Annotated in this window: 15 protein-coding genes; 14 read left to right on the forward strand and 1 reads right to left on the reverse strand. The window is 66.7% G+C overall.

What is annotated here, in order from left to right:
* The first annotated feature begins 5 nt into the window (after positions 1-5).
* The 6 genes from ACIGHN_RS02800 (at position 6) to ACIGHN_RS02825 (ending at position 8,492) form a co-directional block, all read left to right on the forward strand.
* Positions 6-1,472: a sensor histidine kinase gene (locus ACIGHN_RS02800; protein WP_396503182.1), complete on the forward strand. Its 1,467-nt coding sequence runs from the start codon at positions 6-8 to the stop codon at positions 1,470-1,472.
* Complete coding sequence (locus ACIGHN_RS02805) at positions 1,462-2,154, forward strand: hypothetical protein (protein WP_396503183.1); 693 nt, start codon at positions 1,462-1,464, stop codon at positions 2,152-2,154. The genes ACIGHN_RS02800 and ACIGHN_RS02805 overlap by 11 nt, the downstream gene beginning before the upstream one ends.
* A 14-nt stretch (positions 2,155-2,168) precedes the next feature.
* Positions 2,169-3,587 (forward strand): sigma 54-interacting transcriptional regulator, encoded by a 1,419-nt coding sequence (locus ACIGHN_RS02810; RefSeq protein ID WP_396503184.1) that lies wholly within the window; start codon positions 2,169-2,171, stop codon positions 3,585-3,587.
* A gap of 181 nt (positions 3,588-3,768) precedes the next feature.
* Positions 3,769-5,346 carry a glucan biosynthesis protein G gene (locus ACIGHN_RS02815; RefSeq protein ID WP_396503185.1) on the forward strand — a complete coding sequence of 526 codons (1,578 nt, stop codon included), beginning with the start codon at positions 3,769-3,771 and terminating at the stop codon, positions 5,344-5,346.
* Complete coding sequence (gene mdoH / locus ACIGHN_RS02820; RefSeq protein ID WP_396503186.1) at positions 5,319-7,391, forward strand: glucans biosynthesis glucosyltransferase MdoH; 2,073 nt, start codon at positions 5,319-5,321, stop codon at positions 7,389-7,391. The genes ACIGHN_RS02815 and mdoH overlap by 28 nt, the downstream gene beginning before the upstream one ends.
* Positions 7,392-7,652: 261 nt before the next feature.
* Positions 7,653-8,492 (forward strand): C13 family peptidase, encoded by an 840-nt coding sequence (locus ACIGHN_RS02825; protein ID WP_396503187.1) that lies wholly within the window; start codon positions 7,653-7,655, stop codon positions 8,490-8,492.
* Between the two features lie 173 nt (positions 8,493-8,665).
* On the opposite strand, the gene ffh is transcribed toward ACIGHN_RS02825, so the two are convergent.
* Positions 8,666-10,045, reverse strand: a complete 1,380-nt coding sequence (gene ffh, locus ACIGHN_RS02830) for a signal recognition particle protein (RefSeq protein WP_056417650.1) — start codon at positions 10,043-10,045, stop codon at positions 8,666-8,668.
* 102 nt (positions 10,046-10,147) lie between these two features.
* Between ffh and ACIGHN_RS02835 the strand changes: the two genes are divergently transcribed.
* From ACIGHN_RS02835 to ACIGHN_RS02870, 8 genes are all read left to right on the forward strand, one after another.
* Entirely contained in the window at positions 10,148-10,945 is a 798-nt protein-coding gene (locus ACIGHN_RS02835) for an inner membrane protein YpjD (RefSeq protein ID WP_056167431.1), read from the forward strand.
* On the forward strand, positions 10,942-11,175 hold the full coding sequence (locus ACIGHN_RS02840; protein ID WP_056417647.1) for a PP0621 family protein: 234 nt from the start codon (positions 10,942-10,944) through the stop codon (positions 11,173-11,175). The genes ACIGHN_RS02835 and ACIGHN_RS02840 overlap by 4 nt, the downstream gene beginning before the upstream one ends.
* Before the next feature lie 3 nt (positions 11,176-11,178).
* Entirely contained in the window at positions 11,179-12,882 is a 1,704-nt protein-coding gene (locus ACIGHN_RS02845) for a nitrogen regulation protein NR(II) (protein ID WP_056417644.1), read from the forward strand.
* Positions 12,883-12,893: 11 nt separating this feature from the next.
* Positions 12,894-14,438 (forward strand): sigma-54-dependent transcriptional regulator, encoded by a 1,545-nt coding sequence (locus ACIGHN_RS02850; RefSeq protein ID WP_396503188.1) that lies wholly within the window; start codon positions 12,894-12,896, stop codon positions 14,436-14,438.
* Entirely contained in the window at positions 14,422-15,054 is a 633-nt protein-coding gene (ampD, locus tag ACIGHN_RS02855; RefSeq protein ID WP_396503189.1) for a 1,6-anhydro-N-acetylmuramyl-L-alanine amidase AmpD, read from the forward strand. Before ACIGHN_RS02850 ends, ampD begins: the two co-directional genes overlap by 17 nt.
* A 378-nt stretch (positions 15,055-15,432) precedes the next feature.
* Complete coding sequence (locus tag ACIGHN_RS02860) at positions 15,433-18,375, forward strand: ribonucleoside-diphosphate reductase subunit alpha (protein WP_396503190.1); 2,943 nt, start codon at positions 15,433-15,435, stop codon at positions 18,373-18,375.
* A 135-nt stretch (positions 18,376-18,510) separates the two neighbouring features.
* Positions 18,511-19,710: a ribonucleotide-diphosphate reductase subunit beta gene (locus tag ACIGHN_RS02865; protein ID WP_396503191.1), complete on the forward strand. Its 1,200-nt coding sequence runs from the start codon at positions 18,511-18,513 to the stop codon at positions 19,708-19,710.
* 184 nt (positions 19,711-19,894) lie between these two features.
* The coding region (locus tag ACIGHN_RS02870) for a hypothetical protein (protein ID WP_396503192.1) at positions 19,895-20,094 on the forward strand (200 nt) is incomplete at its 3' end.

Here is a 20,094-nt window from a genome sequence, read left to right on the forward strand (position 1 = left end):
CTCCCATGTCCGCACCCAGCAGTCCACCCAGCGCTGGCACGCCCAGGGCGGGCGGTCCGCTCAACGGGTTTTCCTTTCAGCAGTTGCTGCTGCTGGCCTTCCTGCTGATTGCGGGACTGCTCGGCGTGAGCTCGCTGCGGGCGCTGCACACGCTGGAGCAGCTCATGGTGCAAAGCCGGCACGGTTCCACCCATGCCACCGCCATGGGCACGGCCGCGCAGGCACTGAACCAGCGCAGCCAGGCCCTGGAGCGGGCGGCCCGGCAGTCGCTGGTGCTGCGCGATGCGCCCCTGCGCCGCAGCTTCGATGAGATGTCGATCGAGGCCTCGGCCATCCTGGACCAATTGCAAAAAGACGGGCTCCCCGAGGAGCAGGCCATCGAATGGCGCCGGCACCTCGATAGCGTGAAGGAGTTGCTCAACGCCCCGCCTGAGCGCGCGCTGGACAACGAGCGGCTCGTGGCCGACGAGTTCGTGGCCATCGAGACGTTGAACCTGAACATCGCGCAGTCGATCCAGGACATCAATGCCCAGCGCAACCGCGAGCTGCAGGACCGCGTGGAAGCCAGCCGCCGCAATGTGACGCACCAGGTGGTGGGCGTGATCGTGCTGGCGCTGGTGCTGGCCCTGGCACTGGGCATCTGGCTGGCCCGTCCCTTCAAGCGCCTGGAGGGCGCCATCCGCCAGCTGGGCGAGAACCAGCTGGACGAACCGGTGGTGATCTCCGGCCCGGACGACGTGCGCCGCGTCGGCCAGCAGCTCGAATGGCTGCGCCTGCGGCTCCTGGAACTGGACGCCGACAAGGCGCGTTTCTTGCGCCACGTATCGCACGAACTCAAGACCCCGCTGGCTGCACTGCGCGAAGGCGTGGCACTGCTGCAGGACGGTGTGACCGGCGAGCTCAATGGCGGACAGCGCGAAGTGGCGCAGATCCTGCACCACAACACGCTGGTGCTCCAAAGCGAGATCGAGGCCCTGCTGCGCTTCAATGCCGCAGCCTTCGAGGCCCGCCAGCTGAAGCGGCGCGATACCGACCTGCTGGCGCTGCTGGAAGCGCAGGTGGAAAGCCAGCGGCTGCAGTGGCAGTCACGGGGCCTCAAGGTGCTGGTGGAAGGCTCGCCAGTCTCGCTGCCGATCGATGCCGACAAGATCGCCTCGGCGGTGAGCAACCTGCTGTCCAACGCGATCCGCTTTTCGCCCAAGGGCGGAACCTTGCGCATCGTGCTGTCGCGCGCTGCGGGCACTGTCCGGGTGGATGTCATCGACCAGGGCCCCGGCGTGGCACCGGCGGACCGTGACCACGTCTTCGAGCCCTTCTACCGCGGCGTGCGCCAGCCGGACGACGCCGTGCGCGGCACCGGCATCGGCCTGTCCATCGTCCAGGAGTACATCGCAGCCCATGGGGGCACGGTGCGCCTGGTGGACGAAGGCGCCACATCATTCTTTCGCATAGAACTACCGCATGCAGCCTAGCGACCTTCATCTTTTCGCGGCCACGGAGCGCACCCGCGCACTGACGAGCCCCGCGGCAGCACTTCTTCCGCTGGCGGCGGCGTGGCTGCTGGTCGGCTGCGGTGCGACGGCCCCGCAGGCCGCGACCCCGCCACCGCCCCCCGTGGCCGCCGTGGCGCCGGCTCCGGTCGAGGTCAAAACGCAGGACCACACCCCGCGCGCGGAGCCCCCGCCGCTGCCCGCTCCCAGCCCGGTGCTGCAGGTCCTGGCCCAGACCGACCTGACCCTGCGCATGGGACCGGCAGAGCTGGCAAGGGAAATCTCGCGCCTGAGCGATGCCGAAGAGGCCTCTGCCGAAACCCCGTTGCTGCTGGCGACCGCCCTGGCGCAAACCCGCCAGGCCGTGGACACGGCGCGCGCGCTGGGCCTGGTGCAACGCGTGCTCGCCAACCAGAGCGCGGCGTCCCAGGCACTGCACCCGCTGGCACGCCTGATGGAGGCCCGCCTGCTGAACCTGCGCCGGCTGGAAGACCAGCTGGACCGGCAGACGCAGCAACTGCGCGACGCGCAGCGGCGCAACGACCAGCTCAACGAGCGGCTGGAAGCCGTGCGCGCCATCGAGCGCAGCCTGACCACCCGCCCCCCGGTGCCAGCGGCCCCCGCATCCTCGCCCGGCAACGGCCCCCAACGTTCTGCCCCCTGACCTGCCCCATCACCATGCCCACCCACTCCACCCCTGCATCCCGCGCTGGCGCATCGGCCCGCATCCTTGTGGTGGACGACGATGCCGACATGCTGCGGCTGCTGTCGCTGCGCCTGAATGCCGCAGGGTACGAGGTGATTGCGGTGGGCTCTGCCGAAGCAGCGCTCGCGCAGCTCGACATGGCGCGGCCGCAGCTGGTGCTCAGCGATGTCCGCTTACCGGGGCGCGACGGGCTCGCGCTGTTCGACGAAGTGCGCGCGCGGCACCCTTCGCTGCCGGTCATCCTGCTGACGGCGCACGGCACCATCCCGGATGCGGTGGAAGCGACTTCGCGCGGTGTGTTCACCTACCTCACCAAACCCTACGACGGCAAGGACCTGCTCGAGAAGATCGGCCAGGCCCTGGCGCTGAGCGCGCCGGCCGTGACCCACGCCCACGCCAACGACGCCTGGCGCGCCGAGATCGTGAGCCGTTCCAACCGCATGACCGACCTGCTCGCCGAGGCCTACATGGTGGCCCAGTCGGATGCGAGCGTGCTGCTGCTGGGCGACAGCGGCGCGGGCAAGGAACTGCTGGCCCAGGCCATCCACCGGGCGAGCCCGCGCGCCGCCAAGCCCTTTGTGGCGGTGAACTGCGGGGCCATCCCCGAAGCACTGCTCGAATCCGAGCTGTTCGGCCACGTGAAGGGGGCCTTCACCGACGCCACCAGCAACCACAAGGGCCTGTTCCAGGCGGCCGATGGCGGCACGCTGCTGCTGGACGAGATCGGAGACATGCCGCCGGCCCTGCAGGTCAAGCTGCTGCGCGTGCTGCAGGAGCGCGCCGTGCGGCCCGTGGGCTCGAGCCAGTCCACGCCCATCGATGTGCGCATCATCTCTGCCACGCACCGCGACCTGGAAGCAGCCATGGCCACGGCCCAGTTCCGCGAGGACCTGTACTACCGCCTGAACGTGGTGACGCTGATGCTGCCCACGCTGGCCGACCGGCGCGAGGACATCGCGCTGCTGGCGAACCACTTTCTGGACCGCCTCGCACGCAAGTACGACAAGCGCCTGTCGGGCTTTGCGCCCGAGGCCCTGAAGGCACTGACCATGGCCGCGTGGCCCGGCAACGTGCGCCAGCTGTTCAACGTGGTGGAGCAGGTGTGCGCCCTGTCCACCACACCGCTCGTGCCGCTGACCCTGGTGCAGCGTGCGCTGCGCATCCCGTCGGCCCAGGTGCTCAGCTTTACCGAAGCGCGGCAGCGGTTCGAGCGCGAATACCTGGTGGGCCTGCTCAAGATGACCGACGGCAATGTCGCAGACGCTTCTCGCCTGGCCCAGCGCAACCGCACGGAGTTCTACCGCCTGCTGCAAAAGCACGCCCTCACCCCCGGCAACTTCAAGAGCGACACGGCGGCCGGCGATGATGTCGCCGAAGAGCGACACGACTAAGTCTTTGATTTTCAAAGCATTTTTTGTAGGCAACGCCATACCTGTCGCCACACAGCGACAAAAACATGGCTTTTGAGGCAGCAGAAACTGCTTGCACAATCGCTTACATGTACATCAAGGCCTAAGTCGTTGATATAGAACAGTTTTTCAGAGCTGGCACAGGGTTTGCCCTATATGCCGCATGCAAGCTGTTTTTTCTCCCTCCTCGCCTTTGCTCCGGCATGCCCAGCGGACCGTCGGTCTGCTGGCGCTGGCTCTGGTGGCCGCGAAGGCCCAGGCGCAAGGCTTCGACTTCGACAGCGTCACCCGCCTCGCCCGTGAGCGTGCCGAGAAGCCCTATCGGGCAGCTGGCGACAAGCTGCCGGCCGACCTGGCCAAGCTCAACTACGACCAGGTGCGCGACATCCGCTGGCGCCCCGACCGCGCGCTGTGGCGCGCCGAGAAGCTGCCTTTCGAGGCCATGTTCTTCCATCTGGGCCTGTACCAGAAGGAACCGGTGCTGATCAACGAGGTCACGCCGCAGGGTGCCCGCCACATCAGCTACAACCGTGCCGACTTCGACTACGGCAAGAACCAGGTCAAGCCCGAGGCCTGGGGCGACCTCGGCTTTGCGGGCTTTCGCCTGCACAACCACCTGAACTCCAACGCCTACAAGGATGAGCTGGTGGTTTTCCAGGGCGCAAGCTACTTCCGCGCGCTCGGCAAGGGCCAGCAGTACGGCCTGTCGGCCCGCGGCCTGGCCATCGACACCGTGGGCGCAGCCCCCGGGCAGAGCGAGGAGTTTCCGCGCTTCACCGAGTTCTGGCTGGTGCGGCCCGATCCGCTGTCGACCCAGGTCACGGTGTACGCGCTGCTGGATTCGCCCCGCGCCACCGGTGCCTACCGCTTCGACATCCAGCCCGGCACGCAGACCACCACCACCGTGCGCAGCCGCATTTTTGTGCGGCCGGGCGCAGGCAAGCCCATCGGCACGCTGGGCATCGCGCCGCTGACCAGCATGTTCTTCTTTGGCGAAAACCAGCCCCGCAAGGATGACTTCCGCCCCGAGGTGCATGACTCCGACGGCCTGATGATCGCCACCGGCGAGGGCGAATGGCTCTGGCGCCCGCTGCAGAACCCCAAGCAGACCGTCGTCACATCGTTCGCCACCAAGAACCCCAAGGGTTTCGGCCTGATGCAGCGCGACCGCCAGTGGGCCAGCTACGAGGACGTGGAAGCCCGCTACGAACGCCGCCCCAGCGCCTGGGTGCGCCCCCTGAACGACTGGGGTCCTGGCCGCGTTGAGTTGGTGCAGCTCAACACCCCCGATGAAACGCACGACAACATCGTCGCTTACTGGGTGCCTGCCCAGTTGCCCGCACCAGGCCAACCCCTGGAGTTCGCCTACGAGCTGAGCTGGCAGGGCGACGAGCAACAGCGCCCCCCGGGCGGCTGGGTGACGCAATCGCGCCGCGGCATGGGCTACACCAAGGAAACCGCTGCCGCCCTGCGCCAGCAAGCCCAGTTCGTCGTCGACTTCGACGGCCCTGCGCTCAAGGCCCTGCCACCCGAAGCCGCCGTGAAGGCGGTGGTGAGCACCGATGCCAACGGCAAGGTGCTGGAAAACATCGTCTACCGAAATCCCGCCACCGACCAGTGGCGCATGACTGTTCGCGTACAGCGCCAAAAGGCCGATCGCCCGATCGAGCTGCGCGCTTTTCTTCAACACGACAACAACGCTGTGAGTGAAACATGGACGCACATCATTCTTCCCGAGTAAGCCACGAGGCGCCCCATCGCTCCCCTGCCAAGGCAGCCGCGGCCGTGTCCCCTGGCCAGCCCGTGCCCTATCTGCGCGCCGTGCCCAGCCCACGCAGCGTGGTGCGCGAAGAGCGCCACCCGAACGCTGTCACGGCGCCGCCGCTGCACCGCGGGTCGATGACCCCGGTCCCCTGGCGCGGCTTCTGGAACAGCCTGAGCACCGCTGTGCTGCTGCGCCTCACAGGACGCGCCCGCAATGCCGGCCCTGCGCAGCCCAAGGATGAGCACACCCAGGCCTGGCAAGGTGCGGCGCAGCGCCGCCGCTGGACATTCATGGTGTTGACGGTGCTGGCCACGGCGCTGGCCAGCCTGCTGTTTGCGGGCGTGCAGCCCACGTACGACAACCCCTGGCTGGGCTATGGGCAGATCGCCTTGTTTGCCCTGCTGTCGGCCTGGGTGGTCACGGGATTCCTGACCGGCCTGATGGGGTTCTGGGTGATGGTGCGCGGCGACAAGCATGCGCTGTCGGTGCGCAGCGTGACCGAGCACCATCTGGCGCCCGATGCGCGCACCGCGATCATCATGCCGATCTGCAACGAAGACGTGTCGACCGTGTTCGCCGGCCTGCGGGCCACGTGTGAATCCGTCGCAGCCACCGGGCACGGCGCCACCTTCGACGTGTTCGTGCTGTCCGACAGCTATGACCCCGCCATTGCCGCCGCCGAGCGTGCTGCCTGGGAAGAGCTGCGCAGCGCCCTGGCGCAGCACGGCCAGCAACCGCAGGTGCAGGTGTACTACCGCCTGCGCACCCGCCGCACGCACCGCAAGGCCGGCAACGTGGCCGATTTCTGCCGCCGCTGGGGCAAGGACTACCGCTACATGGTGGTGCTCGATGCCGACAGCGTGATGAGCGGCGACTGCATCGTCTCCATGGCCAAGCTGATGGAAGCCAACCCTTCTGCCGGCATCATCCAGACCGCCACGCAGGCCATCGGCCACGTCACGCTGCACGCCCGTGCGCAGCAGTTCGCATCCCGCGTCACCGGCCGCCTGTTCACGCTGGGCATGCAGTACTGGCAGCTGGGCGAGTCCCACTACTGGGGCCACAACGCCATCATCCGCGTGGCGCCGTTCATGGAACACTGCGCTCTGGCGCCCATCAAGGGCAAGGGCGGCCTGGCCGGCGGCATCATGTCGCACGACTTTGTCGAAGCCGCGCTGATGCGCCGCGCCGGCTACCACGTGTGGCTGGTGTCCGACCTGATCGGCAGCTACGAGCAGCAACCCCCTGACCTGCTGGCCGAGCTGCAGCGCGACCGCCGCTGGTGCCAGGGCAACCTGCAGAACGCCCGCCTGATGGCCGAACCCGGCATCCACCCTGTGCACCGCTCGATGTTCGTGACGGGTGCCATGGCCTATCTGTCGGCACCGCTGTGGCTCGCGTTCCTGACGCTGGGCACGGCACTGTGGCTGTCGGGCGCCAAGCTGGTGGCCGACTGGCACATCCTGCCGGCCGAGTTGCTGGCGCTGTGGGCCTGGACGCTGTGCTTGCTGTTCCTGCCCCGCATCCTGGGCGTGGCAGCAGTGTTCATGCGCCGCGAGCAAGCGCAGTACGGCGGCGCTTTCAGCCTGCTCAAGAGCGCTGTGCTCGAAAGCGTGCTGGCCATCCTGCAAGCGCCCATCCGCATGCTGGCGCACTCGCTGTTCGTGGTGATCGCGCTGACGGGCCTGAAGCTCGAATGGAAGTCGCCCCCCCGTGAGGCCCATGCCGTGCCCTGGCTCCACGCCATGCGCCAGCTGGCCCCCATGAGCGCAATCATCGCTGTGCTGGCGCTGGGTGTGGCCTTCATCGACAGCAGCGCGCTGTTGTGGCTCATGCCCGTGGGCCTGCCCCTGGCGCTGGCGATTCCGCTGGCAGTGGTGACGAGCCAGATTGCGCTGGGCAAGGCGCTGCGCGCGCAGCGGCTGCTGCTGATCCCCGAGGAATCGTGGTCGCCTCCCGTGCTGCGCCGCGCCTGGCTGCATGCGAGCCGCCTGGCGCAGCCCGCACTGCGCGCGGCGTGACCGCCCTGTGACCCACGTCACACCCCCACGAAGCCGGTGCATGCACCGGCTTTTTTACGGTGAATCCGCGGCAAATCGACATCCAGGTCCCGCGATTTGGATGCGGACGATCGATGCAAGCACTTGAAACACTGCCCTGACAACTGCGTCAGGGTGACAGCACTCCTTTAGGATACGGACGCTTTGGACTCGGCCGGACGCATGCTGCCACCGGGCAGCTGCCACCTTTCCATCCGTCTTAGCTTCTTGATCACCATGCCCATGTCTTCCCTCGCCCCCGACACCCTGAGGCGCTTTTTTCGAGTCGGCGCACTGGCACTGGCCACCGCAGCCGCGGGGTGCATCGCTCCACCGGCGCCGATGGCCGAAGCTCCCACCGCGCCCCAGGCTGCACCCGCGCCAGCACCGCCTGCCGAGCCACCGGGCCGCATCATCTTTGCCGGCTTTGCGATGCACTCGCAGTCCAAGGCCTTCCGCAACGACGTGTTGCTGGCTGAAAAGCTGGTCCGCGAGCTCGACGCCAACGCCTTGATGCTCAAGCTGGCCAACCCGGCCCGCGGCGAGAGCGCAGAGTGGCCGCAGGCGACGGTCGAAAATTTCGCATTGGTGATGTCCAAAATGGCCGAGGTGGTGCAACCGCGGGACCGGGTCTTGCTGCTGATCTCCACGCATGCCAACCCTGGCCTGCTCAACATCACCGTGGCTGGCAAGAACCAGCCGCCCATCACCCCCAGGTTGCTGAGCGATGCATTGGCGCCGCTGAAGGTACCGACGCTGGTGGTGCTGTCCGCCTGCTACAGCGGCGCATTCATCAAGCCACTGAGGGCGCCGAACCGCGTGGTGCTCACGGCCTCCGACACGCGCCTCACCTCGTTCCGCTGCCAATACGATGGCACCCACACGCCGTTCGCCGAAGCGCTGTTCGGCCAGGCAGACGCTGAGCACCTGTCAGTGACCGACTGGATGGATGAGGCCAGAAAATCCATCGCCGCCCAGGAAAAGCGCCGCAAGCTGCCCGCTTCAAGGCCGCAGGCCTTCGTCGGCGAAGAGGCCAAGGCCTGGGCGGACCAGCCCTTGAAAGACTGGTTGCAGGCGCCCTGAGATCTTGAGCTGCGCACCGGACGGCACACAAGCCCATTGCGCAGTTGGTGAGAGGGCGGGTTTGAGCGGGCCCCGCTCGGGCCCTGCTCCGGCCCGTCAAAGCATTGGACGGCCGCTGTCAGGCGCCCCCGCTGAGCCGGGCCGATGACACGGAGCGGCTCCGACGGTGGGTCTCAGAAAGGCATCTTGGGCATGCCACCGCCGCCCAGGCCCTTCATGCCGCCCATGCGCTTCATCATCTTCATGAGGCCGCCGCCCTTCATCTTCTTCATCATGCCCTGCATCTGCTCGAATTCCTTGAGCAGCCGGTTGACCTCCTGGACATGCACGCCTGCGCCCGTGGCGATGCGCTTCTTGCGGGTGGCCTTGATGAGCTCGGGCTTGCGGCGCTCCAGCGGCGTCATGCTCTGGATGATGCCTTCCTTGCGCTTGATGTCCTTCTCGGCCTTGTCCATGTCCACCGCGCCGGCCTTGGCCGTGAGCTGGGACGGCAGCTTGTCCATCAGGCTGGACAGGCCGCCCATCTGTTTCATCTGCTGGATCTGGGACAGGAAGTCATTGAGATCGAAACCGTCGCCGCTCTTGACCTTGGCGGCCAGCTTCTGGGCAGCCTCCATGTCCACGCCAGCCGTGACCTGCTCGACCAGCGCCACGATGTCGCCCATGCCCAGGATGCGGCCCGCATGGCGCTCGGCGTCGAACACCTCCAGCCCGTCGATCTTTTCCGAGACGCCCGCAAACTTGATGGGCGCACCCGTGATCTGCCGCACCGACAGCGCCGCACCGCCGCGCGAGTCGCCGTCGAGCTTGGTGAGCACGATGCCGGTGAGGGGCAGGGCTTCCTTGAACGCCTTGGCCGTGTTGATCGCGTCCTGGCCCTGCATGGCATCGACGACGAACAGGGTTTCGACGGGGTTCAAGGCGGCGTGCAGGTCCTTGATTTCCTTCATCAACGCTTCGTCGATGGCCAGGCGACCGGCCGTGTCGACCAGCAGCACGTCGAAATAGTGTTTCTTGGCGTAGTCGAGCGCCGCGCGCGCGATGTCCAGGGGCTTTTGGTCCGGCGTGCTCGGGAACCACTCCGCACCCGCCTGCCTGGTGACGGTCTTGAGCTGCTCGATGGCCGCGGGGCGGTACACGTCGCCCGAGACGGTGAGCACCTTCTTCTTGCGCTTTTCGATCAGGTGCTTGGCCAGCTTGGCGGTGGTCGTGGTCTTGCCGGCGCCCTGCAGGCCTGCCATCAGGATGATGGCGGGCGGCTGGGCCGCCAGGTTGATGTCCGAGACGCCCTGGCCCATGGTGGCCGCCAATTCGCGGTTGACGATGGAGACCAGGGTCTGGCCGGGCTTGAGCGATCCGATGACCTCCTCGCCCAGCGCCTTTTCCTTCACCCGCGCGATGAAGTCGCGCACCACCGGCAGGGCCACGTCGGCCTCCAGAAGTGCCATGCGCACCTCGCGCAGCATGTCCTGCACGTTGGATTCGGTGATGCGGGCCTGGCCACGCATCTCCTTGACGAGGCGCGAGAGTTTGTCGGTAAGGGCGGAGGCCATGGGCAATGTTCCGGTGTTGCCTGCGCGCGATCAACACAACGGTTGTGGCTGGCAGGCACGCCCAGGTACGGGCGGTGGGGGCAAAAGGCTAAACTGCGATCCATGATTTTAGCGAGTAGCTCCCCCTTCAGCTGGCTGCTGGCCCTGGCCGCCGCGGTGGCATATGGCGTTCCCGCCGTCGCCGCCAAGCGCCTGGGCACCACGGCAGCCCGCAATGCGCTGCTGGTGGCGTGGGTGCTGCATGGCGCCGTCCTGGTGTGGGGCCTGTGGGGCGACGCACCGCGCTTCGGGTTTGCGCCCGCACTGTCGATGACGGCCTGGCTGGTACTCACCGTCTATGCGGTCGAGCGGCAGCTCTTTCCCCAGATGCAGTCGCGCTGGGTGCTGGCTGCGCTGGGCGCGGTGGCCGTGGTGCTGGCCCTGGTGTTCCCGGGGCAGCCACTGCATGTCACGGCTTCTGCCTGGCTGCCGCTGCACCTGGCGCTGGGCATTGCCTGCTACGGCCTGTTTGGTGCTGCGGTGGTGCACGCCTGGCTCATGACCCGCGCCGAGCGGCACATCCGGCAGGCCGAGGACCCGCACAGCGGCATCCCGCTGCTGACGCTGGAGCGCCTGACTTTCCGCTTCGTGACGGCCGGCTTCATCCTGCTGACGGCCACGCTGCTGGCGGGCTGGCTGTTTGGCGAGACCCTGTACGGCCGTGCCTGGCGATGGGACCACAAGGCCGTGTTCTCGCTGCTGTCCTGGCTCACGTTCGCCGCGCTCCTGATCGGTCGCGCGCGCTTTGGCTGGCGGGGCCGCAACGCAGTGCGCGTGCTGTACGCGGGCTCGACGCTGCTGCTGCTGGCCTATGTGGGCTCGCGCTTCGTCATGGAAGTGGTGCTGGGGCGCAGCGCATGAAGTACCTGGTCCTGCTCATCGTTCTGGTCGTGGCCATCGGCATCTGGCGCAGCCGGCGCGACAAGGACGGCGCAGAGGCTCCGGTGCGCCCGGCATCCCCACCGCCGGGTGGCCCGCAGGACATCCTGGCCTGCGCGCATTGCGGCGTGCACATCCCCAAGGCCGAGGCCTTGATGCTGGGCAGCCAGGCCTATTGCTGCCCGGAGCACCGCAGCCTCGGTCCGGCCTGAGCCATGCAAGTACCCCCCGCAGGGATGTTCCTGCCCACCGTGGATGCGCCGTTCGTGCGGCTGTGGCGCGGTTTTCTGACCGGCCGGGTGGTGGTGGCGCTGGCACTGTTGATGCTGCAAGGCATCGGGCAGATCGTCAACCAGGCGCCGGAGCCGGCCGTGCTGGCTGTGTGTGTGGCGTACCTGGTGGCCACCGCCATGCTGCGCGTGCTGGCTGGGCACGCACCGCCATCGCCGCGCGCCGGGGCTCGGTGGCTGCCGTCGATCGGGGTCGACCTGCTGGCCATCGCCCTCGTACAGTTGCTGCACGCGGGGATCATGAATTTCACCCCCCTGTTCGGCCTGCCCATCCTCATGGCGGCCGTGCTCGGCACCTTGACGCTGGCCCTGGGGACCACGGCGGCGGCCACGCTGCTGCTGCTGGGCTGGGCCTGGTGGCAGGGCATCAGCACGACCGGCGATGCGGCCCCGCGCTACCTGCAAAGTGCGCTGACGGGCACCGGCTACTTCATCGTGAGCTATCTGGTGCACCAGTTGGCCGCCCGCCTGGCGCGCGAGCAAGAGCTGGCCCATCAAAGCCAGGTCGCGGCCCGCGTGCAGACCCAGGTCAGTGCCCTCGTCATCCAGAACCTGACCGACGGCGTGCTGGTGGTGGATGAAAGCGATACCGTGCGCATGGCCAACCCTGCAGGCCTGCAACTGCTGGGTGGGCGCGACCTTCCCGAGCTGCCGTTCGTGCTGGCGACGGAATCCCCCTGGAGCCCCCTGATCATCCTGGCCCGGCGCACCTTCCGGCACGAGCAACCCCAGACCGCCGATGTCGACCTGCTGCACCCCGGGCAGAGCCCCACCGGCCTGCACGTGCGCACCTGGCTCACGTCCACGCGGGAGGCCTCCCGGCAGGCGCAGACCGAGCGGCTGTGCGTGATGTTCCTGCACGACCTGCGGGAGATGGAAGCGCGGCTGCGCACCGAAAAGCTCGCTGCCATGGGCCGCATGTCGGCCGCCGTGGCCCACGAGATCCGCAACCCGCTGGCGGCCATCGTCCAGGCCAACGCATTGCTCGAAGAAGACCTGCACGACCCGGCACAAAAGCGCCTGGCGCACATGGTGCAGCAGAACGCCGACCGACTGGCCCGCATTGCGGAAGAAGTGCTGGACATCGCCCGCGTGCAGCACCAGATCAGCCACGCTCCGGCCTCCACGGTGCCGCTGGACGACACCGTGGCGCAGATATGGAGCGACTGGCAATCCCAGAACCCGGCCCGGCGCCGGGCCGTGGTGACGCTGGAGGCCGAGGGCATCCAGGTCGAATTCGATCCCGAGCATCTGCGGCGCGTGCTGGTGAACCTGCTGGACAACGCCTTGCGCTACATGAGCGAGGCGCCCGATGCGCTGCGGGTCAGCACCCGCGCGCAGCCGTCGGGCCAGGTCAGCCTGCAGGTGTGGAGCGATGGCGCGCCCATGGACAAATCCGTGGAGCGCCATCTGTTCGAGCCCTTCTTTTCCTCCGAGAGCCGATCCAGCGGCCTGGGCCTTTATATTTGCCGCGAGCTGTGCCAGCGCCACGGTGCCTCCATCAGCTACCAGCGGATTGCACACACCACGGCGCAGGGCGAGACCGGGGGCAACGCCTTCACCGTCGGCTTTCGCCGCACGACCCGCCCCGCCGAGGCCGCCACCCTGTTCGACACCATCGTGGTCTGACCCCCACCGCCATGAACGCCACCCCAGCCTCCATCCTCGTCGTGGACGACGAACCCGACCTGCGCACCCTGTATGAGCTCACGCTGCTGCGCGAGGGCTACCGCGTGCAAACGGCCTCCAGCGTGCAGGAGGCGCGCGAGCAGCTCAAGGCCCAGCGCTTCGATGCGGTCATCACCGACATGCGGCTGCCCGACGGTTTCGGCATGGAACTGCTGCAGGACCTGCGCGAACAGCAGCGCAAGGAGCGCTGCGTGGTCATGACGGCCTACGGGTCCGCCGAGAACGCGGTCGAGGCCCTGCGCTCCGGGGCTTTCGACTACCTCACCAAGCCGGTGGACCTCAAGCAGTTCCGCTCGGTGGTGGCCTCGGCCATCCAGGGCACGGGCGGCGTGCCCGCGCCGCGTGCGGCGCGCAGCGGCGGCAACCAGAACAAGAGTGCGGCCTCGGCGGCTGCGGACCCGGCCGGATCGACCCCGGCGCTGGAGCGGATGGTGGGCGAGTCCGCGGCCATCCGCAACGTCAAGCAGCGGGTGGCCAAGGTGGCGCGCGGCATGGCGCCCGTGCTGATCCATGGCGAATCGGGCACGGGCAAGGAGCTGGTGGCGCAGGCCCTGCACGCCAGCAGCCAGCGCGCCGACGGCCCGCTCGTGGCCGTCAACTGCGGCGCGATCCCCGAGAACCTGCTCGAGGCCGAGTTCTTTGGCGCCCGCAAGGGCTCCTACACCGGCGCCTCGCAAGACCGCGACGGTTACTTCCAGGCGGCGCGTGGCGGCACGCTGTTCCTCGACGAGATCGGCGACCTGCCGATCGCCATGCAGTCCAAGCTGCTGCGGGCGATCCAGGAGCGCAGCGTGCGCCCCCTGGGCTCTACACAGGAAGAAACCGTGGATGTGCGCATCGTGAGCGCCACACACCGCGACCTGGCCGCCGACGTGCAGTCGGGCCGGTTCCGCCAGGACCTGTACTACCGGCTGAACGTGATCGAGATCGTGATCCCGCCGCTGCGCGAGCGCCGCGAAGACCTGCCCGCCCTGTGCACCGCACTGCTGGCACGCATCGCGCAGGAGTCGGGCATGGCCGTGCCACGACTGACCGAACAGGCACTGGCCGCCATCGCGGCCCATCCGCTGACCGGCAACGTGCGGGAACTGGAAAACCTGCTGCACCGCGCGGTGGCGCTCAGCGATGGCGATGAACTCCATGTGGACGGCCCGGCGCTGCCGCTGGATAGCGCCGGCGCGCGGGCCATGCCGCACCAGGCGGCCACCACGTCCAGTGCGCCGGCAGTCGCGGCAGGCGACGCGCACGCCACCCTTCAGGCACCATCCGGCTCTCACCACAACCCAGGCAGTTCCGTACCGCTGCCCAGCGACCTGCAGGCCTGGCTGGACCAGCAGGAACGCGACATCCTCATCCGCGCCCTGCGCGAGGCCGGCTTCAACCGCACGGCCACCGCGGCGCGCCTGGGCATCAGCCTGCGCCAGATCCGCTACCGCATCGCCCGCCTGAACATTGCCGCGCCCAACGACCAGGATGCGAATGACGAGATCGGTTGAAGCCGCGCAGGACAACTCGGGCCCACTTTGGGACGGCGGCTGGCACCAGCGGGCACACCGGCTCCCCTCTCCGAACTACGGCGAGCGCCCGGTGCAGGGCGCGCAGGCCATCGACCTGATCGTGGTGCACTCGATCAGCCTCCCGCCGGGTGAATACGGCACGGGCAAGGTACAGCAGCTGTTCACGAACAACCTCGACTGGGACGCCCATCCGTACTTTCAGAGCATCCGCGGCCTGGCCGTGTCGTCGCACTTTTTCATCGAGCGCACGGGCCAGCTCTGGCAATTCGTGAGCTGCGACCAGCGCGCCTGGCATGCGGGCCAGTCTGCCTACCGCGGCCGCAGCCAGTGCAACGACGACTCCATCGGCATCGAGCTGGAGGGCCTGGAAGGCCTGGAGTTCGAAGCGGCGCAGTACCAGATGCTCACCCAACTGTGCCGGGACATCGAACAGCGCTACGCCATCGAGCACATCGCCGGCCATGAGCACATTGCCCCGGGTCGCAAGCAAGATCCCGGGCCAGGGTTCGACTGGCGCCGTCTTCAGGATGCGCTGCGTTGGCCGTTGCGCCGTTTTCCTGCCGCCACGCTGGCCGACCCTCCGTCGACCCGCTGATCACTGCGGCCCCAGCGCCACATCCCGTTTTTTTCTTTGTGCGCTTGCACATTGTTGCAGTGCTGGGTGGCCCCAAGGAACCATGCGGCCTCGGCGGCGAAATCCCGCGCAACGCGTGTCGGCATGCGGGTTGCGTGTCCCACATCCCCGCGTTTCAATGGATTGCGCGGAGGTGCCCGACCTCTGCTTCGCACGCCTAGCACAAGCCGTGTCGTCCTCGGGGCAGTTTTACCGCGATACACTACCGGTAGTGTCTTGAACGCACGAGACACACCATATATAGTGTGCCCACCCCAAAGCCCGGCACACCGATCTCCCGGCCCGGCTGCATTCCCAGCCGAGCATCACACCCCAGACAGCCCATAGAAGAGGACACCCATGCAAGCTGCTTTGAACACGCCTGTCACCCCCCACTCCGCCACGGTCGATGCGCCCGCATCCCAGGCAGCGCCAGTGGCCGCCACCCAATCGCTCCCGCACTACCAGATCATCCGCCGCAACGGCGCGGTGGTGCCCTTCGAGCCCCAGAAAATCGCGGTGGCGATGATGAAGGCCTTTCTTGCAGTGCATGGCACCCAGGGCGCAGCCTCTGCCAGCGTGCGCGAAGTCGTGGACACGCTGACGCAGAACGTCGTGCGCGCGCTGGTGCGTTCGCGCCCCGCTGGCGGCACCTTCCACATTGAAGACGTGCAGGACCAGGTCGAGCTGGGCCTGATGCGCGGCGGCCACCATGAGATCGCCCGCGCCTATGTGCTCTACCGCGAGCGCCGCACGCAGGAGCGTGCCCGCCACACCGAGCAACAGGCCGCTGTGCCAGCGGCACCGCTGCTGCATGTGATGGATGGCGACAAGCGCGTGGCGCTGGACCTGAACCGCCTGCAGGGCCTGATCGAATCGGCCTGCGTGAACCTGGGCGCGGACATCAAGGCCGACCCCATCGTTGCCGAAACCATGCGCAACCTGTACGACGGCGTCCCCATGGACGAGGTCTACAAGGCTTCCATCCTGGCCGCGCGCACGCTGATCGAAAAAGACCCTGACTACACCTACGCCACCGCCCGCCTGCTGCTGCACACCATCGTGCGCGAGGTGCTGGACAAGGAAGTGGCCCAGGCCGACATGGGCCAGGCGTACCTCGAGTACTTCCCCCAATTCATCCAGAAGGGCGTGGACAACGAACTGCTGGACGAGCGCCTGCTGACGTTCGACCTGGCCCGCCTGGGCGCCGCCCTCAAGGCCGACCGCGACCTGCAGTTCGACTACCTGGGCCTGCAGACCCTGTACGACCGCTACTTCCTGCACGTGCGCAAGACCCGCATCGAGCTGCCCCAGTGCTTCTTCATGCGCGTGGCCATGGGCCTGTCGCTCAACGAATCCGACCGCGAAGCCCGCGCCATCGAGTTCTATGAAGTGCTCTCGAGCTTCGACTTCATGTCCAGCACGCCCACGCTGTTCAACAGCGGCACGCTGCGCTCGCAACTGTCCTCGTGCTACCTGACCACGGTGCCCGACCACCTGGAAGGCATCTACGACTCCATCAAGGAGAACGCGCTGCTGTCCAAGTTTGCCGGCGGCCTGGGCAACGACTGGACCCGCGTGCGCGCCCTCGGCTCGCACATCAAGGGCACGAACGGCGAATCGCAGGGCGTGGTGCCCTTCCTCAAGGTGGTCAACGACACGGCCGTGGCCGTGAACCAGGGCGGCAAGCGCAAGGGCGCTGTCTGCACGTACCTGGAAACCTGGCACCTCGATATCGAAGAGTTCCTGGAGCTGCGCAAGAACACCGGCGACGACCGCCGCCGCACGCACGACATGAACACGGCCAACTGGATCCCCGACCTGTTCATGCGCCGCGTGATGGAAAAGGGCACCTGGACCCTGTTCTCGCCTTCCGACGTGCCCGACCTGCACGACCTGTTCGGCACCGCGTTCGAGAAGGCCTACGTGGCCTACGAACAGAAGGCTGCGCGCGGCGAGATCAAGCCCTCCAAGACGGTGCAGGCCACCGACATGTGGCGCAAGATGCTGACCATGCTGTTCGAGACCGGCCATCCCTGGATCACCTTCAAGGATGCCTGCAACGTGCGCTCGCCCCAGCAGCACGCCGGCGTGGTGCACTCGTCCAACCTGTGCACCGAGATCACGCTGAACACCAGCGACACCGAAACCGCCGTGTGCAACCTCGGCTCGGTCAACCTGCTGCAGCACTTGAAGGATGGTCAGATCGACCACGACAAGCTCAAGAAGACCATCACCGTGGCCATGCGCATGCTGGACAACGTGATCGACATCAACTACTACGCAGTACCCAAGGCCCGCGACTCCAACATGCGCCACCGCCCCGTGGGCCTGGGCCTGATGGCCTTCCAGGACAGCCTGTACGAACTGCGCATCCCCTACGCGTCGCAGCAGGCCGTGGAGTTTGCCGACAAGTCGATGGAAGCCATCTGCTACTACGCCTACTGGGCGTCGACCGAGCTGGCCCGCGAACGCGGCCAGTACACCAGCTACAAGGGCTCGCTGTGGGACCGCGGCATCCTGCCTTTCGACACGCTGGACATGCTGTCCGAGGCCCGTGGCGGCTATGTGGACGTGGACCGCTCGTCCACGCTCGACTGGGACGCCCTGCGCAAGAAGATCGCGCAGGACGGCATGCGCAATTCGAACTGCGTGGCCATCGCCCCCACCGCCACGATCTCCAACATCATCGGCGTGGACGCATCGATCGAGCCCTCGTTCGGCAACCTGTCCGTGAAGTCCAACCTGTCGGGTGAGTTCACCGTCATCAACGGCGGGCTGGTGCGCGACCTCAAGCGCCTGGGCCTGTGGGACGACGTGATGATCATGGACCTCAAGCACTTCAAGGGATCGCTGCACCCCATCGACCGCGTGCCGGCCGACATCAAGGCGCTGTACTCCACCGCCTTCGAGGTCGAGGCGCAGTGGCTGGTGGAAGCCGCATCGCGCCGCCAGAAGTGGATCGACCAGGCTCAGAGCCTGAACATCTACATGGCCGGCGCATCGGGCAAGAAGCTCGACGACACCTACAAGCTGGCGTGGATCCGTGGCCTCAAGACCACGTACTACCTGCGCACGCAAAGCGCCACGCACGTCGAGATGAGCACCGTGAACACACGCCAGCTCAACGCCGTGTCGTCCGGCAACGAGGGTGGCTCGCAGCAGGCTTCTGCAGCCGCTCCATCCAAGCCCGGCGCGTCGGAAGCAGCAGCCACTGCAGCTTCTGCGCAGGCCGCGGCACGGCCCGCCACGGACGTTCAGTTCACCGCGATCGACGACGTCAGCTGCGAGGCCTGTCAGTAAGGTCCTACGAAGCAGCGTGCATCGCGTTCAATGCACGCTGCTTCGGTGCTGTGAAGCAACAAATCGTTGCTGCACAACGCTGCAGTGCTTTCCTTTTTGCAGCACTGCTTTCATAATCCGAACACTGGAAAATCTATGTTGTCCTGGGACGAAGAAGTCAAGCCCTCATCGCAAAATCAACTGGACGGTGGACTGAACAAAAGCCACCCGGCGGAGCAGCCGCCCCTGTCTTTCCAGACCCCCTCACTGCAGGACGTCCACGCGTCGATGATTGCATCCGCAGCCCCCCAGGCAACTCCTGCAGTCGCTGCCACGCACCGCCGCGTGAATGCCGCCGACAAGCGCATCATCAACGGCCAGACCGACGTCAACCAGCTGGTCCCGTTCAAGTACAAGTGGGCGTGGGAAAAGTACCTCGCCACCTGCGCCAACCACTGGATGCCGCAGGAAGTGAACATGACGCGCGACATCGCGTTGTGGAAAGACCCGAACGGCCTGACCGAAGACGAGCGCCGCATCATCAAGCGCAACCTCGGCTTCTTCGTGACCGCCGACTCGCTGGCTGCCAACAACATCGTGCTGGGCACGTACCGCCACATCACCGCCCCCGAGTGCCGCCAGTTCCTGCTGCGCCAGGCGTTCGAGGAAGCGATCCACACCCACGCCTACCAGTACATCGTGGAGTCGCTCGGCCTCGATGAAGGCGAGATCTTCAACGCCTACCTGGAAGTGCCGTCGATCCGCGACAAGGACCAGTTCCTGATCCCCTTCATCGAAGCGATCATGGACCCCAACTTCCACACCGGCACGTTCGAGACCGACCAGACGCTGCTCAAGTCGCTGATCGTGTTCGCCTGCCTGATGGAAGGCCTGTTCTTCTACGTCGGCTTCACGCAGATCCTGGCGCTGGGCCGCCAGAACAAGATGACCGGCGCTGCAGAGCAGTACCAGTACATCCTGCGCGACGAGTCGATGCACTGCAACTTCGGCATCGACCTGATCAACCAGCTCAAGCTGGAGAACCCGCACCTGTGGACCGCCGAGTTCAAGGCCGAGATCAACGCGCTGTTCATGAAGGCCGTCGAGCTGGAATACCGCTACGCCGAAGACACCATGCCGCGTGGCGTGCTGGGCATGAATGCATCGATGTTCAAGGGCTACCTGCGCTACATCGCCAACCGCCGCGCCACGCAGATCGGCCTGGAGACGCTGTTCCCCAATGAAGAAAACCCGTTCCCGTGGATGAGCGAGATGATCGACCTCAAGAAGGAACGCAACTTCTTCGAGACCCGGGTTATTGAATACCAGTCTGGTGGTGCGCTGTCCTGGGACTAGCACTTTTTAGCATTGCACCACCATGGATATCTACACCACGCACCACACCGACAGCGCCCCAGAGCATTGCCGTGTGGAGCGTTCCCGTGTTCATGGGGATGGGGTCGACCTCCATCTCCATGGATCGCTTCTTGTCCATTGAAGACAGGAAGTGCTCTTTGCAAATTGACCCAAGGAGAACATGATGGCAACTGCGAAAAAGACCGCTGCTAAGAAGGCAGCCCCCGCGAAGAAGGCCGCTCCTGCCAAGAAGGCAGTAGCAGCAAAGAAGGCAGCACCGGCCAAGAAGGCTGCGCCCGCCAAGAAGGCAGCACCCGCCAAGAAGGCAGCACCCGCCAAGAAGGCCGCTCCCGCCAAGAAGGCAGTAGCAGCAAAGAAGGCTGC

Source organism: Acidovorax sp. NPDC077693, from assembly GCF_044542805.1.
GTDB lineage: Bacteria > Pseudomonadota > Gammaproteobacteria > Burkholderiales > Burkholderiaceae_C > Acidovorax.

Excerpts from the sequence above, each read along its gene's own strand:
- ACIGHN_RS02810 (WP_396503184.1), top strand. The coding sequence starts at position 2,169 with ATGCCCACCCACTCCACCCCTGCATCCCGCGCTGGCGCATCGGCCCGC.
- ACIGHN_RS02865 (WP_396503191.1), top strand. The coding sequence starts at position 18,511 with ATGTTGTCCTGGGACGAAGAAGTCAAGCCCTCATCGCAAAATCAACTG.
- ACIGHN_RS02835 (WP_056167431.1), top strand. The coding sequence starts at position 10,148 with ATGATTTTAGCGAGTAGCTCCCCCTTCAGCTGGCTGCTGGCCCTGGCC.
- ACIGHN_RS02840 (WP_056417647.1), top strand. The coding sequence starts at position 10,942 with ATGAAGTACCTGGTCCTGCTCATCGTTCTGGTCGTGGCCATCGGCATC.
- ACIGHN_RS02800 (WP_396503182.1), top strand. The coding sequence starts at position 6 with ATGTCCGCACCCAGCAGTCCACCCAGCGCTGGCACGCCCAGGGCGGGC.
- ACIGHN_RS02805 (WP_396503183.1), top strand. The coding sequence starts at position 1,462 with ATGCAGCCTAGCGACCTTCATCTTTTCGCGGCCACGGAGCGCACCCGC.
- ACIGHN_RS02825 (WP_396503187.1), top strand. The coding sequence starts at position 7,653 with ATGTCTTCCCTCGCCCCCGACACCCTGAGGCGCTTTTTTCGAGTCGGC.
- ACIGHN_RS02860 (WP_396503190.1), top strand. The coding sequence starts at position 15,433 with ATGCAAGCTGCTTTGAACACGCCTGTCACCCCCCACTCCGCCACGGTC.
- ampD (WP_396503189.1), top strand. The coding sequence starts at position 14,422 with ATGACGAGATCGGTTGAAGCCGCGCAGGACAACTCGGGCCCACTTTGG.
- ACIGHN_RS02845 (WP_056417644.1), top strand. The coding sequence starts at position 11,179 with ATGCAAGTACCCCCCGCAGGGATGTTCCTGCCCACCGTGGATGCGCCG.
- mdoH (WP_396503186.1), top strand. The coding sequence starts at position 5,319 with ATGGACGCACATCATTCTTCCCGAGTAAGCCACGAGGCGCCCCATCGC.
- ACIGHN_RS02815 (WP_396503185.1), top strand. The coding sequence starts at position 3,769 with ATGCAAGCTGTTTTTTCTCCCTCCTCGCCTTTGCTCCGGCATGCCCAG.
- ACIGHN_RS02850 (WP_396503188.1), top strand. The coding sequence starts at position 12,894 with ATGAACGCCACCCCAGCCTCCATCCTCGTCGTGGACGACGAACCCGAC.
- ffh (WP_056417650.1), bottom strand. The coding sequence starts at position 10,045 with ATGGCCTCCGCCCTTACCGACAAACTCTCGCGCCTCGTCAAGGAGATG.